Origin of the sequence: Mesotoga sp. UBA6090, from assembly GCF_002435945.1 — a bacterium.
GTDB lineage: Bacteria > Thermotogota > Thermotogae > Petrotogales > Kosmotogaceae > Mesotoga.
The window spans coordinates 1-16,161 of record NZ_DIXC01000017.1; the positions used below are offsets into that span (position 1 = coordinate 1).

Consider the following 16,161-nt stretch of genomic DNA (forward strand, 5'->3'; position numbering starts at 1 on the left):
CTTCTTCGCCTTCTTGGCACACTCCGACCCCCAACCTGCTACAACGGACGACGTAATCAAAAACACAGGTGAGTGCAGAAAATGAAGACAGGTGGACAAAAGTCGTGATCTGTCATGTCGACATGGCTTACTGGAAGTAGGGCAAAAGGTTCAAAGAAGTACGGCTTGAAAAGGAAGTTTCGTTCCAGTCAGGTTTTCCTTGAACGATATTTGTTCAGCAGAAAAGCCGAGAGAAAGACGGTGGCCGGAATCGAAAGGATTATCCCTATGCTTCCTGCAAACGCTCTGATTATCTCCGTTGCAATTACGTCCATATTTATTATCCTTATCAGAGGTGTCTTGTATGCCAGAAAGACCAGCATGAGGAAGATCGAGCTTCCTGTATACGCGAGGATAAGGGTGTTGGTCATGGTTCCCATTATGTCTCTGCCGATGTTGAATCCCGATTTCACGAGTTTGCCCGGCGTGATATCGGGGTTGAGAGATTTCATTTCATACATTGCGGAAGAGATCGACATCGCAACATCCATAACGGCACCCAGCGTCCCGATGATTATTCCGGCAAACAGCAGACCCATGAAATCGAAATGAATGTTTTGGGGTATATACACGAGCATCGTTGCCTCGTCGCTGCTTAGACCCGTAAGGTTGGCAAGTGAGCCGGTTACGTAAGCAATAACGCTTGCAGAGAGTACACCGCACAATGTGCCGAAGGCCGCAGAGAAGGACTTCGTGTTGAGACCGGAGACAATTCCGAAAGTAAGCACTGTAATTAGGACCGCCGACAACGAAGAAGCGCCTATGGGGTCGAATCCGTTCAGTATAAGTGGCAACATCACTTTAATAATTATCAGTCCTGTGATAGTAAGTGTTATGAAGGATTTGAGTCCGGAGATTTTTCCGATGAGAAGAAGCAAGGTTATGAATACCAGCACAATAACGAAGACATATCTCTGCCTTATGAAATCAGTTACGTGGAAGGTTTCTTCTCCCCTTTGATCAACGTAAAGCACGACGGTATCGCCATCTTCCACGCGAATATCCATCGCGGTGTTGTCTGTGAAGTGGTTCTCGACAATTACCTCTTCACCGGCGTGGCTACCGTTAAGAATCTTGATCCTAAGTGTTTGGAGACCCTTCCCCGAATAGCCGCCTGTTTCGTCGAAACTTACGATCTCCAGTACCTTTCCCTTGATCGTACTTTGATCGTTTACCGAAGCATTTATGAAAGTAAAAAGTACATAACCGAACAAAACCGCTCCCATTATGTAGAGCAAAGCTCTTTTCAATCTCAACTTGAAATCTCCCCGGGGAACTCTCTTTGTTTCCCTGAATTATATCATCTCATGCAGGTCTCGAAGAGAGGCCCAGGTAATTGACAGACCGCTAAGCCGTCAAAGCCAATCGGAGAAAATCTCTCCTTTATAAAACTTGTGTTTCGGATTTTGGAAAAGTTCGTTTATCATAGCATCTGCTGATATAATCAAGACGGGTGATTCTTCAGGCAGGAGGTCGCGTTACTTCTGAAGCTTGAGTTGGTAATTTACCGTGGGGACGGTGACACACCGATCTTTGTTCTTCTTGCGACCCACCTTGCTTGTGAAATGCAGAGCATCATATCCGTTTCTGTTCGGCGATTCTGCCTAATCGTTCTTTGAGCGAGATATCAGGCCTTTTCTCTCCAGGCAGACCACGACTCCCTTAATGCTATCCTGCCAGATACGGTCTTTCTTATGAACACTGTGGCAGGCGCTACTCAGACTTTGCTTTTTTAATGAGGTCCAACGGCCTCAGAAAGGGGTTAATCCCCACGTTTCCTTCGTGTTCTTTCCTTCAGACTCCATTTTTTACATTCCGTTAACCTTAGGTTCTCCATACTAGGAGATTGTTCCTCGTTTCAGTTCTAAGAGCTTTGTTCTTGGTTATTGGGAAGGCCTAGGTAAGACCAAAACCAGATCTCCCTGGTAGCACAAGGAAGAATAAAATATTAGACGCAAGGCTGGGCAAGAACATTTCAAGAAGTGATGCTGGGAAGAGCATCCCAGGAAGTGATGCGCCGAAAGATCACCGGCGGAAGTGATGCCCGGAAAAACATCCGGGGAAGTAAAGCTGCTTCGCAGGAAGCCTCTCAGGTACGCCGTTAACGGTTGTCCGTCCTCCTACAAGAACGAAAAGCCGGGTCTGGGGTCTCGCAAGAGCAGAAGTGAGGCTGCTTCGCAGGAAGTGATGCCCGGAGGATCATCCGGGGAAGTGAGGCCGACTTCGTCGGGAGGTGATGCTGCTTCGCAGGAGGCAAAAAAGAGCCAGTCAGGCTGCGCCTGGCCAGTCTCGCATTCGGCGAGGCAAGTTCCGACTGCGTCGGGCAGATGAGATCCCGTACAGACCCCCAAAACAGAAGCCCCAAACAGAACCCCTGAACAAGACCCCAAACAGAACCATTTTGGGGCAGGCTGATCAGGGAAGGCTCTACGGGATGACAACCCGTTCACGTCAACTGACAATGCTCCTGGTCAGGATCTCGATCCATGTCGCGAAAAGTGCGAGCTAATTTGCATCCAAGAGCCAGTCTGCTAACGCAGGCCAGTCAGGCTCCGCCTGGCCAGTCTCGCCTTCGGCGAGGCGAGTTCCGACTCCGTCGGCACAAAAGCCACTCTTTAATCAACAGTCAGAAGAGAACTGCCTTTAACAGCTATCAACGGGTTTTATGCTCTTAAGCGCACAGCGGATCTAGGAACAATGAACTTCATTGTGTTTTCCAAATTGCACCCCCACCGTAACCTCGAAAGGCGGCAAGCAGAATTGGACATTAAACGCTGCTCAGCGGATTTAATTGGTCTTAAATGGATATAATGTGACTTGATTTTCCTTTCGTTTAATGGGTCAATTGTATATAATAATTAGTAAGAGACTATTACTAAATAAGTTTCTTTAGTTGTTTGAGGTGAGTAAGTGATATCCAAGCCCAGCGACCTTAAAGGGAAAAACATCGGAAGAGTCATCCAGCTACTCCTCGCAAAGCCCGATACTCCAAGGGTCGAGCTCGCGAGGCAGACAGAGCTTACAAAGACGACGATTTCTTCGATTGTTGCGTCGCTGATTGATCTTGGAATAGCTGAAGAACTTTCGGGAGAGAAGACTGGCCTTGTCGGCAAGGCGCCGATTCCTGTGAGGATACGCAGTGATGCTGCAACGGTTATCGGAGTGAACCTCGCAAGAGGCAGTACGACAGGTGTGGCCATGTCAGCCAACGGCAAGCTTCTCGCTTCGTGTGCTAAGTCAGTCTCGAACAAGACCAGGGCCGATGCTACGACCAATCTCTTCGATGTTGTTCAAAGACTGATCAATAAGTGTTACAGGAATGAGATTAGGGTAGATGCTATTGGGATTGGGGCTCCCTCCCCACTGGATAAGGAGAAGAGAGTAATCTACTCTCCATTTGGCCTGAGTGACTGGCAGGATTTTGCGATAGGCGAGATTACGGAGAAGAGGTTTGGCCTTCCCGCCTTTCTCGTAAATGATGGTGATGGTGCGGCCTTTGGCATGAAATGCTTCGGGAAGTGCAGAGACATCAGTTCTTTTATGAGTCTATATTTTGACGAAGGAATCGGCGCGGGAATAATCCTGAAAGATGAAATCTATAGCGGGAGTTTCGGCTATTCAGGAGAGATCAGCTACGCTCTGCTTAAGAGCTTTTGTGATGAGCTAGTGGATAACAGCAGTTTGAGTCTGGATACAATTGTCTCTGCTCTTAACTCTGAGCTTGGAGAGAATCTCGGAAGTATCGATGATTTTCTCTGTAAAGGGTCTGTCTTTGGTCGAAGAATGGCCTCTGTGATCGGAAGAGTCGGTAATGAATTGGGCCGTATTGCAGCGCTTGTTTCAAACATTTTCGGGCCGGAAGCCGTCGTGGTCAATGGAAAGCTTCTGGATTTCGGAGATATCTTCTTCGAAGCGCTGAAAAGCTCTTTCGAATCAAGCCTCTTCTCTGGAGATCAAGTTCGGCTTTTAAGAGGTAATAGTGACCAGTTTGAAGAATTCTCGACCGGAGCCGCGAGTTATGCGATATTCAGTTACTTGATGAGCAAGGTACTAACAGATTAGCACCACAAAACTACATAAGGGGGCATTCAAATGAAAAAGAGAGTCTTTATTTCGCTGCTACTGGTAATGTTGATCGGAGTCTTTTCATTCGGCGTAGTCACGCTCAATTTCATCGAGGTTCTTACGAGTCCTGCAAGGACACAGGTAATCAAGGAGATCATCGCAGACTTCGAGGCCAAGAACCCGGATATCAAGATAAATCTCATATCTCCGCCTTATGAGCAGGCCGATCAGAGGGCAACGCTCATGCTCAATACTAACCAGGCTCTTGACATCATTGAAGTCAGGGACTACACAGTGAAGCAGTTCGTGAACAACGGAAAGCTGGAGAACCTTGAGAGTTATCTCTCAGGCTGGGAGCACAACGACACACTCACTTTCGTCGCGAATCAGGCCGCAAGAACCGTAGACAACACTGCTTTCATCGTGCCGCAGTTCTTCTTCATCAAGGGACTTTTCGTGAGAACGGACGTCCTCGAAGAACTGGGCGTCAACTACATTCCAAAGACGATGAGTGAGCTCGTTGAACTCTGTATAGAGATCACGGACCCGGACAAGAATCAGTTCGGATTTGGATTCAGGGGAAAGTCCTGGGAGTTCAAATTCTCTGATCTGATCGCCACATCTTTCTTGAGCGACATCGATGCAGCCAATATCTATAAGACGCAGTCGGGAGATGTCTACTTCGATGACCCGAGGGCTCTTGAGGGACTTAAGATGTATGTAAGACTTTTCGAAGGTGGAGTCCCCGCTGACGGAATTAACTGGGGATTCAACGAACAGGTCAATGCCTTCGTATCGGGTATCACTCCGTTCCTTATTCAGGACCCGGATACGGTTGCCCTGGTAGATGAGATGCTTGGAAGAGAGTACTACACCGTAGTACCGGTTCCAGTAGGTCCTTCGGGGAAAGCTTATCTGGACTATGGATTCAGTGGGCTGGGAATCCCTTCATACTCGAAGCACAAGGAAGAAGCGTGGGAATTCATTAAGTATATCTCTAGCCCCGAGGTTAACGCATACTACAGTAAGAGTTACGGCCCGCTTCCAATCCATTCTTCCACATATGAGAATGATCCGTACTTCAGTTCCGGCGTCTACACGGCATGGAGTTACATGATGAGTCATCCGGAGAAGTACATCTTCGCGTCGTACCCTCTAGACTCCGAAAAGTGGCCGGGATGGCCCGAGATTCACCAGCAGGATATGCAGTCACTGCTTCTCGGCTACACAACGATCGAAGCCGTTGCCGCCAAATGGGCTGAATACTGGGCAGACTGATTAAGAACTGAAAGAGATTGACCAACGATTCGGCACGGCGGAAAAAGATTTAATGATTTCGACGCCGTGTCGTTTTTCTGAAATATAACGACCGGTCTACTGAGAGGTGTTGGATTTGAGAAAGAGCTTCTGGAAGTTTTTCATAATGATGATTCCAGCTTTCATCCTCCTGATCGTTTTTACGTACACTCCCATTATTCGCGGTGGAGTTATGGCTTTTCAACGCTACAATATGTTCGACCTCTCTAAGATAGGGTTCATAGGGCTTGGCAACTTTGAGGCAATAATAAACGATCGCAATTTCGATTTCTTCAAAATAGTTGTCAACACCCTGGTGTGGGTCTTTTTCTCTCTGGTGTTCCAGTTTGGTCTTGGCTTTGGTCTTGCCCTTCTGATGAGAAAGCCCTTCAAGGGCAGAGGGATCTATTCGGCCTTAGTATTCTATCCGTGGGCCGTGTCGGGTTTTGCTATCGGTCTTATCTGGGCGTGGATGTTCAACGGCCAGTTCGGGATAATAAACGATATCCTGATGAGATTAGGAGTTATAAGCACACGTATTGGGTTTCTATCTAATCCTAGATACGCAATGATGTCAGTAATAATCGCCAACGTCTGGTATGGGATCCCCTACTTTGCCATTATGCTGCTGGCGGCTCTTCAATCGGTTCCGAACGAGCTTTACGAGGCTTCGAGAATCGATGGTGCCAACAGGTTCAAGCAATTGTTCAAAATAACCATACCTTACATAAGGCCGACCATTATCAGCACGGTCCTTCTAAGAACTATGTGGATAATGAATTTCCCGGAGATAATCTATGGAATGACCGGCGGAGGGCCGGCCAATTCGACGCAAATATTGGCTACTCACATGATAAACAGGATCTACCAGTTTTATGATTACGGTCAGGGCGCGGCGATTGGCTTCATAATAATGTCGATGCTGCTGCTGTATGCGATTGTGTTCCTGAACATCTCTTCCCGAAAAGAGGTTAGCATATGAAGGCGCTCATGAAGGTTATAGGCAGAATATTGAAGATCCTCGCTCTCGGGCTGTATCTTTTGGCTGCGCTTTTGCCCCTTTACTGGGTAGTGGTGACATCCTTCAAGGGTTCAAGAGAGATCTACACTTTTCCGCTGAAGTATCTTCCTGAGAAGCTGTCATTTGAGAGTTACGCCAAGCTCTTTGGCTTTGCAAACTTTGGAGTGTACTTCCGAAATAGCGCAATAGTTGCGCTCGCAGCGGCCTTAGTGGCCATGCTTATATCTATGTTCAGCGGCTATGCTCTCTCTCGAATTCGGGCGAAGAAATTCAGGAACGGGACATTGCTTGCCATGTATTTTACGCAGATGGTGCCGCCGTTCATACTTATGGCCCCGCTGTTCGTAATGCTCGCCAATTACGGGATGACCGATAGGCTTTCTACGTTGTTCATCCTCTATGTAACTATGGTAATTGCTTTCAGCACTATCATGTCAAAAAGCTTTTTTGACAGGATCCCCGTTTCGCTGGAGGAAGCCGCAGTGATTGACGGCTGTAATACTTTGCAGGCAATGTTCAAAGTTGTATTTCCCCTCACGAGACCGGGACTGGCGGCGATTTTCAGTTTTGCCTTCGTGAATATCTGGAACGAGCTGTTTCTGGCGTCAATGTTCATCTTCTCTGACGAAAAAATGACGGTTCCCGTTGCGCTGAACTCCTTCATCTCAAAGGCAGGTATAAGCTGGGATGTCTTGAGCGCGGGACTTGTGCTCTCTCTATTACCGACGATGATAGTGTTCGCCTTTGCCCAGAAATACATAATTGCCGGACTTACCGAAGGCGCAATAAAAGGATAAGAAGATTGGAGGATTTTGAGGATGCAGAAAGAGCACATAACTGAGATTTTGCACCATCTTGGAGAAGAGGATCTACCTTGTGGAGCGGTCAATCCTCCATTGTTCCAGACTTCGATTTTCTCGTTCAAGGACTTTGACGATTTTTCAACGGCCCTTTCAGATGAGACGAACCACTTTTTGTACACGAGGGGAAACAATCCGACTGTAAACATTCTTGAAAAGAAATTGGCTGCGCTTGAGCATGCGGAGAGAGCAAAGCTTTTCGCGTCGGGCGTCGCTGCGATAGTCTCCAGTATTTCAGCCTTCGTGCAGAGTGGCGATCATATAGTGACGATCAAGGACTGCTACAGCTGGACATCCACGTACGTGACAAAGTATCTGGCAAGATTCGGAGTAGAACACACATTTGTGGAAGGAAGCGATGCAAATGAACTTGAGGCGGCGCTCAGACCAAACACAAAGATCATATATCTCGAAAGTCCAACAACATTCACTTTCAAACTTCAAGATCTGACCGAAGTGTCCTCGCTGGGAAGATCAAAGGGAATCAAGACGATAATCGATAATACATGGGCAACTCCTATTTATCAGAATCCGATTGATTTCGGGATTGATCTCGTAGTGCATTCTGCTTCGAAATACCTTGGCGGAAACAGCGATGTAGTCGGCGGCGTTGTTGCCGGATCGAATGAAGATGTCAAGAGAATCTTCGAAAAGGAGTTTCTAAATACCGGGGCCGTGCCCGATCCCTTTGCCGCCTGGCTGATACTGAGAGGAATCAGGACTCTACACATCCGGATGCCGGTTCATTTCCAGAATGCGATGGAGCTCAGCCGAAGATTGCAGGAAAACGAAGCCGTTGAATATGTTCTGTATCCTATGCTCGAATCTTCAGATCAGTACTCTCTTGCGAAAAAGCAGATGAGGGGAGGTTCTGGCCTCTTTTCGTTCAAGCTCAAAACAAGAGACATCGACAGGATAAAGAAGTTTGTCAACTCTCTCAAATTCTTCAGGAGGGCAGTAAGCTGGGGCGGGTATGAGAGCCTAGTCTCTCCGTACGCCGTTTCTCACAAAGATCCCGGTGACAATGTCTCACTAATACGAATTCACGCAGGATTGGAGGAAATCGAAGTCCTTTCCGAGGATCTTGAGAGCGCAATTAAATCCGTTCTTTGAGTGGTTCTTGACAGACCGCTCATGAGAAATGACTTTCCGGGATATTGGAGGAGATACTGTGTATCATTCTAGATCAGAGTCGTGCATAAGGCTCAAAAAGGAACTGTCTGAGCTCTTTCCCTATACTGTGAGAGAGAGAGAAGGGATCAGTGACTGGCAGTTCAGCGGATCGCGTTCGGAAACTCCACCTGAAGAAGGATGGAAAGAGATATCTGCCGGCTACTGCTGGGATGAAGAGTGCTTTCCCGTCTGGTTCAGATCGAGTTTTGAGAGAGGGGAGCTCGAAGAGGACGAAAGACTTTTTTTGAGAGTTGTTCCGGGAGGCGAGAGTCTTGTAATGGTAGACGGTCGTTCTTATGGTGAGATAAACGTCTATCATCAACTCCTGGATGTCACTAGATTTGCAGACGGAAGACGCCATATTCTGGATGTTCAGACCGTCCCGAAGGGGCTCTTCGGAACCCATCTGCCCGGACCCGTCTTTGAAGTTGCGGAGCTGCTAACCATAGATGAATCGGTTTCGGGGGCCTATCTCGATTTCATGGTGGCTATCGACGTTTTTGAAGCGACGAAGGATGACCTGCTAGCCGAGAAACTGTTGAAGATCATCAGCGATAGCCTCTCGGAAATTGAGCTGCCGAGATCGACGGAACATTACTTCAAGACCACTCCCGACAATCCCACCCTTTTTGGTCAGCAGCAATACGGAAGCGTTAATCATCTCTGGCACTCCCCAGATTTTGAGAAGTCGAGCGGTAATGAATTGCCCGAAGAGTACAAGGCTACGGTTATGAGCGCGCGAAACACTCTGAATGACTCAATAGTGAAGCTGAGAGAGGAACACGGATCGGCGGGCTCTGTTCAAGTTGCCGGGCAGGCGCATATAGACTATGCGTGGCTGTGGCCCATAGACGAAACGAAGAGGAAGATCAGAAGAACCTTTGCCAATGCGCTGAGGCTTATGGAGAAATATCCCGAGTTTGTGTATATCCAGTCTTCGGCACAGATGTACAAGGATCTTAAAGAGAACGATCCAGACCTCTACGATAGAGTCAGGAAGAGTATAGCAAGGGGAAGCTGGGAAGCGATAGGCGGAATGTGGGTAGAAAGCGACTGCAACATTTCCAGCGCGGAGTCTCTCGCGAGGCAGTTTCTCTACGGTCAGAGGTTCTTTGAAGAGGAGTTTGGCATCAGGTCGTCGGTCGCGTGGCTGCCCGATGTCTTCGGTTTCTCCTGGATACTTCCTCAGATTATGAAAGAGGCGGGAATAAAGTACTTCTCCACGACTAAGCTGAAATGGAATGAGAAGAACCGCTTCCCTCTCGACCTCTTCCGCTGGAGAGGTTTGGACGGAAGCGAGATCGTCTGTCATTTCTTCGATAACCCTCAAGGGGGCTACAATGGAATGATCAACCCCGAAGCTATTCTAGGAACATGGGATAACTTTCAGAACAAGCAGATTTACAACAAGACAGTCACAACTTTTGGCTACGGAGACGGCGGCGGAGGTCCGACCGAAGAAATGCTGGAGTACTATGAACGGTTGAAGAACTATCCCGGAATGCCAAGCCTTGAAATGGCCCCGCTGCAGAAGTACTACGAGAATCTGCCGAAGGATAGCGAGCTGCCTGTTTGGGATGACGAACTCTACTTCGAACTGCACAGAGGTACTTTCACGACTCAGGCAAGAACTAAGAAGCTCCACAAAGAGGCCGAAGACGCGCTGTACAGACTTGAAGTATTGGGAGTGCTATTTGTCGAGAGAAAAGGGTATCCGATCGAGAGAGTTCGAAAGCTGTGGGAGATGCTTCTTCACAACGAATTTCACGACATCCTTCCCGGCTCGTCGATAAACGAAGCGCATCATCAGGCTGAAAACGAACTCGGCGAGGTGATCGCCGAGTCTGACGAGATCTCTGGAGGCTTCCTAAGTTCCAGGAGTGATGGAAATGCCTTGTTCAGAACCGTTATCAATACAGGTTCCTTTCCCCGAGAAGTAATCTTTTCCGATGAAGGCGACAGATGTTTGCGGAGGTCTGACGGAAAGAAGCTCGCCTCCCAAAAAACATATGATGGAAAATCCGTATACAGTTTCAGCGAGAAGATCTCTCCTTTCTCCGCTCAAGTCTTCGAATATACTGACGAGAAAGTAGATCGGTATGCGCCTGACGGCGATACCGTAATGCAGAACGCTTATTTGATCGTTGAAGTGAATGCTGACGGAAGTATATCAGCCTACGACAAGATGCTTGACAGACCGCTTCTTTCTGGGCCGGGAAATTCTCTCTATGTCTACAAAGACATTCCCGTTGCATGGGACGGCTGGGATATCGATCATGACTATGCCAGATCGAGAAAAAAGCTTGATGCTTCTGAAGTTAGAACGATAGAAACCGGCCCGGTAAGGAAGGTAGTTCAGGCAACTTATCATTACGAGGGAAGCTCGATAATGCAGAGATATGTCCTGAATGCCTCTTCAAAGAGGCTGGATATTGAAACTGAAATTGACTGGCACACGAGAAGGACTTTGTTAAAGGCTCATTTTCCCGTCAATCTTCTCTCACGGGAAATCAGGTGTGACCTTTCGGCCGGCCATTCGCTCAGAAGCACGAGGGTCAGAAACTCCTTCGAGGAAGCGCGATTCGAATTCCCGGCGCATCGATGGGTGGAGGTTTCGGAACCGGGTTTCGCCGTCTCTATATTGAATGACGGCAAGTACGGCCATGCCTGCTCCGATTCCGACATTTCGTTGACGCTTCTCAGATCGCCGATCTATCCCGATTTCTTCGCCGACGAGGGAAGGCACAGTTTCACGTACTCGTTGTTTTCTCATGACTCCACAAACGCTCTAGAGACAGTTGCAGAGGCCGAAAGCCTCAATAAGCCACTAGTTCTGGCATCGGGCAGTGTGGATTTCGGTAAAGACTGCCTTCAGATATCGGCCGGGAATCTCAAGGTTCTCGCCTTGAAACACTCCGAGGGTACCGGTTATGTGCTCAGAGTGGCCGAAGTTGAAGGCAGATGTGGAGTTGCCAGTGTCAGAACTTCTCTGCCCTTTGAGCGTTGCTGGATCTCCAACATTCTAGAAGACAAGGCCCGCGAACTTCCTGTTGTAGATGGAAGGGTTCAGCTCGAGTACAGGCAGTTCGGCTTACATACTCTGATTTTTGAGTGAAGAGAGAAGCTATGGAAAGTGATGAAGATGAATGAAGCAGAAGGAAAGATACTGGGTATAGATATTGGAGGCACGAAGACCGCAGTCATTTTGGGCGATGAAGATCTGAATATCATCAGGAGAAGGGAGTTTCCTACCGAACCCGACAGCGGTTTTGAAAACTTTGTCGAGAGACTCTCTTTTGAAATCGATGCTCTAGTGGAGAGGGAGGTTCCGGCCAGGGCGGGAGTATCTGTTGGAGGTCCAATGGATGCGAATACGGGAACTCTTTATAATCCTCCTCATCTCAGGTGGGGGACGGTCAACATAGTACAACCGCTTGAGGAACGTTTTCATTTTTCCGTGACAGTTCAGCACGATGGGAGAGCCGGAGCCCTGGCAGAAAGTATTCTGGGAGCAGGCAGGGGTTTCTCAAACACTGTCTTTCTGACGCTAGGGACAGGCCTTGGAGCGGGAATAATCATAGACGGCAAAGTGTACAGTGGATCAAAGGGATTAGCCGGAGAGGTCGGTCACATGCGAGTGGCCGATGACGGACCGTCGCTCTTTGGCAAGAACGGTTCCTGGGAGTCATATTGCGGTGGAACAGGGATTTCACTGTATGCCAGTTATAGATTTCCAGAGAGATTCAGACGGGGAACGAGCGCTGAGGAAATCGCAGGTATGGCCTTGAAGGGAGATACTTACGCTGTCACAGTACTTGAGGAAAGCGGAACTTACTTCGGCAAAGGGCTGGCCGTGCTGCTGGACATTCTAGATCCTGACAGGATAATACTTGGAAATCTTGCGTGGCGTCTTCCCGGAGTATGGCTGGAGTCTGCGATGAAAAAGGCTGTCGGCGAGTCTTTGATCGGTGAGGAAGCGAGAGAAAGAGTCGTTCTCTCCGGGCTCAAAGACAAGATCGGTGATTACGCGGCGTTGATTGTGGCCAGCGGAAGAGGAAGGAGAGGATAAGAGATGGAGCTTGAAGACGTGGCCCGAAAGGCCTTTGAAGAAAGTATTCGGGTGAAGAGAGAGTTTATTGAACGTTATGAAGAGGCTCTTCTGGAGGTTGCACGTGAGGTTGCACGTAGAATCGGTAACGGTGGTACGGTCTATTTCATGGGAAATGGAGGAAGCGCTGCAGATGCCGCTCATCTGGCAGCGGAACTTGTGGGAAGATTCTATCTTGAGAGAAGACCAATAAGGGCAGTGTCCTTGCCCAGCAACGACTCGATTCTTACCGAGATCCCGAATGATTTCGGGTATGATCAGATCTTTTCGAGACAGCTGGAAGCATTTCTGAGAGAAGAGGATGTTGTGATAGCGATAAGCACGAGCGGAAACTCGAAGAATATTGTAAGGGGTCTCGAAGTAGCTAGGAAAAGGCTCTCTCTGAGGATCGGCATGACTGGCAGGACGGGCGGCGACATGCTCGATCGCTGTGACTATTTATTCAAGGTTGATTCAACGGATGTCCCGAGAATACAGGAGACGCACATAACGCTGGGGCACGTGCTTTGCCAGCTAATAGAAGCGATGGTAGCTGAAGAAAGATAGAATTGGGCAGATTTGAAACGGCAGGTGGAATGATGAGATACGAAGGAAAATTCAAGATATTCGACAGTTCAAGTGTAAGAACCTATCCGCTTAAGGATAGACCAAGCGAGGTCTCTATCTCAGACTTGATCGATGAAAACAAAGTAATCGATGAAGCTGAGAGCTACTCTTCAAGCGACCTAGAAGGACTGGCTTCGAAGGTAGTGGAAGCTAGAAGGCAGGACAAACCGGTGATAGTATTCAGCGGGGCCCATATAATCAAGAATGGGATGGGGCCTCTTCTCTCATCGCTCATAAAGAAGGGAATCATTTCTGCTCTTGGAGTCAACGGGGCCTTTACAATACACGATTTCGAACTGGCCTACTGCGGAAAGACCTCCGAGAGCATTCCCAACGCCTTATCGGAAGGGCTTTTCGGCTTTGCAGAAGAGACGAACAGATACATAAACCAGGCACTTGTCCATGGAAACAGTCTTCTTATTGGTTATGGAGAGTCAATGGGCAGATTGATATCCGGCGAACCCTTTCCCGAAAAGGCGAAATGCATGTACCCCGAGGCTTCGGTTCAGTATAACGCGTTCCAGAAAGACATTCCGCTCTGTGTTCATTGCGCCGTTGGAACGGATATCTATCACATGACTGCTTACTTCGATGGAGAGGCTCTTGGAGGTTGTTCCGGAAGAGACTTCCTTGTATTCGCCAATGAGATTTCGAAACTGGAGAATGGCGGAGTAGTCATAGTTATCGGTTCGGCCGTGATAGGGGTTGAAGTAATACTGAAGGCGATTTCGATGGCCGCAAATGTTGGAAAACCTCCAAAGGGAATCACAACGGCCAGCTTCGACATAAGAGAGGCTGATCTCGAGCAAGCTTCCAAAAACAACAAGAGCGCTCCTTCTTACTACTTTAGGGACATAAAATCGATTGTGACAAGAATTCCCAAAGCATTTGGCGGTACTGGTTACTACATAAAGGGCGATCACAGAGAGACTCTGCCGGCATTTTACAGGTCGATTGTGAGGAGATCGGTATGAGTTCAATGAATGAAAAGAAGCCAAGAATCCTCGTGATCGGAGACTTGTTTCTGGACAGGTACGTCTACTACGATCCGGCTCTGTCGAAACCAAGCCTAGAGACAGGGCTCATGACAGTAACTGGAATCAAAGAGGAGTTTTCTCCCGGGGCTGCTGGAAACGTGGCGAAGAATCTTGCGATGCTTGATGTGGAGGTAATTGTGCTTGGCCCAGTGGGGTGTGACGGTAGGCAGTACGATCTCGAAAGAGAACTAAGTAAATACGGAATCTGCACTCAGTTCCTAATAAAGTCGCAGGCCCATGTCACCCCCGTTTATACTAAGTTTATAAACGTGAACACGGGTGAGGAGGATCTTCCAAGGCTGGACATTCCGCCGACTGGTCTGAACGAGACAAGCAAAGCCGAGATGATAGGTGCAATCGAACTTCTTGTGCCGACAGTCGATGCCGTCGTTGTCGAAGACCAGGCAGACATTCCCGGGAGGGGCTGTGTAGATGGCGAGATACTATGCCGGCTTCTCGAGATGCGCACAAGATTTCGAGACAAGCCCTTCGTAGCGGATTCCAGGATCAAACCCGAAGCTTTCACCGGTTTTCTGGTGAAGTCGAACATGAATGAATTCATCTCGGGTTTGAAGAGAATGGGCATACTGGACCAAGATAAAAGCGAAGTTCCCGACAAAATACTGGTTCAGCAATATTTGGCAGATTTCTCTCGAAGAGTCGAGTGTCCAGTTGTCGTTACCGCCGGAGAGGACGGATCGTTCTGTTTCGAGTACGGTGTGTTGAACCGGGTTTTCAGGCTTGAAGGAGAGGTGAGGGATGCCTGCGGGGCGGGAGATGCTTACACTGCCGCACTCACGGTAGATCATTGCTCTGTAGAAAACGCACTATTGGATTCGGCTAGAATGGCAACGAAAGCCGCAGCGCTCTGCGTCTCTCAGAAAGGGACAGGAACGCTTTCAATGCAAGCGCTTTCCGAGCTGAGTGAACCTGAATATTCCGAAATCGATGATCCGTCAATCTTCAGGAACAGCTGCAGGCTTCCCGGTAATGTTAAGCGAGTACTTTTCGACTTTGATGGCACAATTTCTCTTCTCAGAGAAGGCTGGCAGCCAATTATGAGAGATCTCATGATACGTTTCATTACCGGTAAAAAAGAGATTAAAGAAGAGGTGCTTTCAAGAATCATGGTCGAGGTAAACGAATTTATTGCCGAGACCACAGGTCTTCAAACAATCCTGCAGATGGAGGGACTCCGTAAGCTCGTTGGTCAGTATGGGTTTGTCCCACCTGACGAGATTCTGACTCCACTGGAGTATAAGAAGATATATACCGGATACTTGAAAGAGATAGTGAAGAAACGCATCAATGAAAACGTCAAAAGCAGATACTTACTTCGTGGAGCGCTAGAATTCCTGAAGGCGTTGCGAAGAAGGGGAGTCACTTTTCTGGTCGCATCGGGAACCGATAAGGAAGATGTGATAAAGGAAGCAAAATACCTTGGAGTACACAGCTACATAAATGGCGGGGTCTCTGGAGCACTGAACAGCATCGAGGAGTATTCGAAAAAGAAAGTCATTGAAAGGCTCATGAAAGAGGAGAAAATAAAGCCCGATGAACTCGTTGTAATAGGCGATGGGCCTGTTGAAATCACTGTAGGCAGAGAAGCCGGGGCCTTCACCGTAGGGGTTGCCTCAAATGAGAAGGCCGGTTTTGGCTGGAACAAAGAGAAATTTGAAAGACTGGAGAAAGCCGGGGCAGATGTAATAATTCCCGATTTCTCGAGTAGAGCCTCGCTTACGAAACTTATTTTCAAGAATGAGATCTGATAGCAGCTGCGAGGCCGACTTCGTCGGGAAGTGATGCTCGCTGGCGCGAGGAAAGACACCCTCTTCTCTCTGGTCGTAAAACGTTGTGAAAAGGCGTCCTTCGAGAAGAGCGTAGGGTCAAGAGATGGCGCGGTGTAAGTACAGACCTTGTGAGGCCAGGCTGTTTACTCCCCTTTCGGGAGAGTGT

Annotated in this window: 12 protein-coding genes; 11 read left to right on the plus strand and 1 reads right to left on the minus strand. The window is 48.3% G+C overall.

Translation table 11 applies throughout. From position 1 onward, the window contains the following. Nucleotides 1–188 precede the first annotated feature (188 nt). Nucleotides 189–1,295 carry a YibE/F family protein gene (locus tag B3K42_RS03015; RefSeq protein ID WP_292596725.1) on the minus strand — a complete coding sequence of 369 codons (1,107 nt, stop codon included), beginning with the start codon at nt 1,293–1,295 and terminating at the stop codon, nt 189–191. 784 nt (nt 1,296–2,079) lie between these two features. On the opposite strand from B3K42_RS03015, the gene B3K42_RS03020 reads away from it, so the two are divergent. The 11 genes from B3K42_RS03020 to B3K42_RS03070 all read left to right on the plus strand — a co-directional run bounded on the left by B3K42_RS03020 (nt 2,080) and on the right by B3K42_RS03070 (nt 15,974). Continuing rightward, nucleotides 2,080–2,370, plus strand: coding sequence for a hypothetical protein (locus tag B3K42_RS03020; RefSeq protein ID WP_292596726.1), 291 nt, complete (start codon nt 2,080–2,082; stop codon nt 2,368–2,370). A gap of 579 nt (nt 2,371–2,949) precedes the next feature. Continuing rightward, a complete protein-coding gene (locus B3K42_RS03025; protein WP_292596728.1) occupies nt 2,950–4,101 on the plus strand; it encodes an ROK family protein in 1,152 nt (383 codons plus the stop codon). 30 nt (nt 4,102–4,131) lie between these two features. Beyond that, on the plus strand, nt 4,132–5,382 hold the full coding sequence (locus tag B3K42_RS03030) for an ABC transporter substrate-binding protein (RefSeq protein WP_292596730.1): 1,251 nt from the start codon (nt 4,132–4,134) through the stop codon (nt 5,380–5,382). A 115-nt stretch (nt 5,383–5,497) separates the two neighbouring features. Next, nucleotides 5,498–6,382, plus strand: a complete 885-nt coding sequence (locus B3K42_RS03035) for a sugar ABC transporter permease (protein WP_349680946.1) — start codon at nt 5,498–5,500, stop codon at nt 6,380–6,382. Then, the gene (locus tag B3K42_RS03040) at nt 6,379–7,218 is read left to right on the plus strand and encodes a carbohydrate ABC transporter permease (RefSeq protein ID WP_292596734.1); all 840 of its coding nucleotides are present in this window, start codon (nt 6,379–6,381) and stop codon (nt 7,216–7,218) included. Before B3K42_RS03035 ends, B3K42_RS03040 begins: the two co-directional genes overlap by 4 nt. Nucleotides 7,219–7,239: 21 nt before the next feature. Continuing rightward, nucleotides 7,240–8,394, plus strand: coding sequence for a bifunctional L-alanine/L-glutamate racemase (gene aar, locus B3K42_RS03045; RefSeq protein ID WP_292596736.1), 1,155 nt, complete (start codon nt 7,240–7,242; stop codon nt 8,392–8,394). A gap of 58 nt (nt 8,395–8,452) precedes the next feature. Then, nucleotides 8,453–11,569, plus strand: coding sequence for an alpha-mannosidase (locus tag B3K42_RS03050; protein WP_292596738.1), 3,117 nt, complete (start codon nt 8,453–8,455; stop codon nt 11,567–11,569). A gap of 27 nt (nt 11,570–11,596) precedes the next feature. Further along, complete coding sequence (locus tag B3K42_RS03055) at nt 11,597–12,523, plus strand: ROK family protein (protein WP_258367287.1); 927 nt, start codon at nt 11,597–11,599, stop codon at nt 12,521–12,523. Between the two features lie 3 nt (nt 12,524–12,526). After that, nucleotides 12,527–13,108 (plus strand): D-sedoheptulose-7-phosphate isomerase, encoded by a 582-nt coding sequence (locus B3K42_RS03060; RefSeq protein WP_110990574.1) that lies wholly within the window; start codon nt 12,527–12,529, stop codon nt 13,106–13,108. A 32-nt stretch (nt 13,109–13,140) separates the two neighbouring features. After that, nucleotides 13,141–14,142: a hypothetical protein gene (locus B3K42_RS03065; RefSeq protein WP_292596742.1), complete on the plus strand. Its 1,002-nt coding sequence runs from the start codon at nt 13,141–13,143 to the stop codon at nt 14,140–14,142. Continuing rightward, a complete protein-coding gene (locus B3K42_RS03070; protein ID WP_110990575.1) occupies nt 14,139–15,974 on the plus strand; it encodes a PfkB family carbohydrate kinase in 1,836 nt (611 codons plus the stop codon). The genes B3K42_RS03065 and B3K42_RS03070 overlap by 4 nt, the downstream gene beginning before the upstream one ends. Nucleotides 15,975–16,161: the final 187 nt, after the last annotated feature.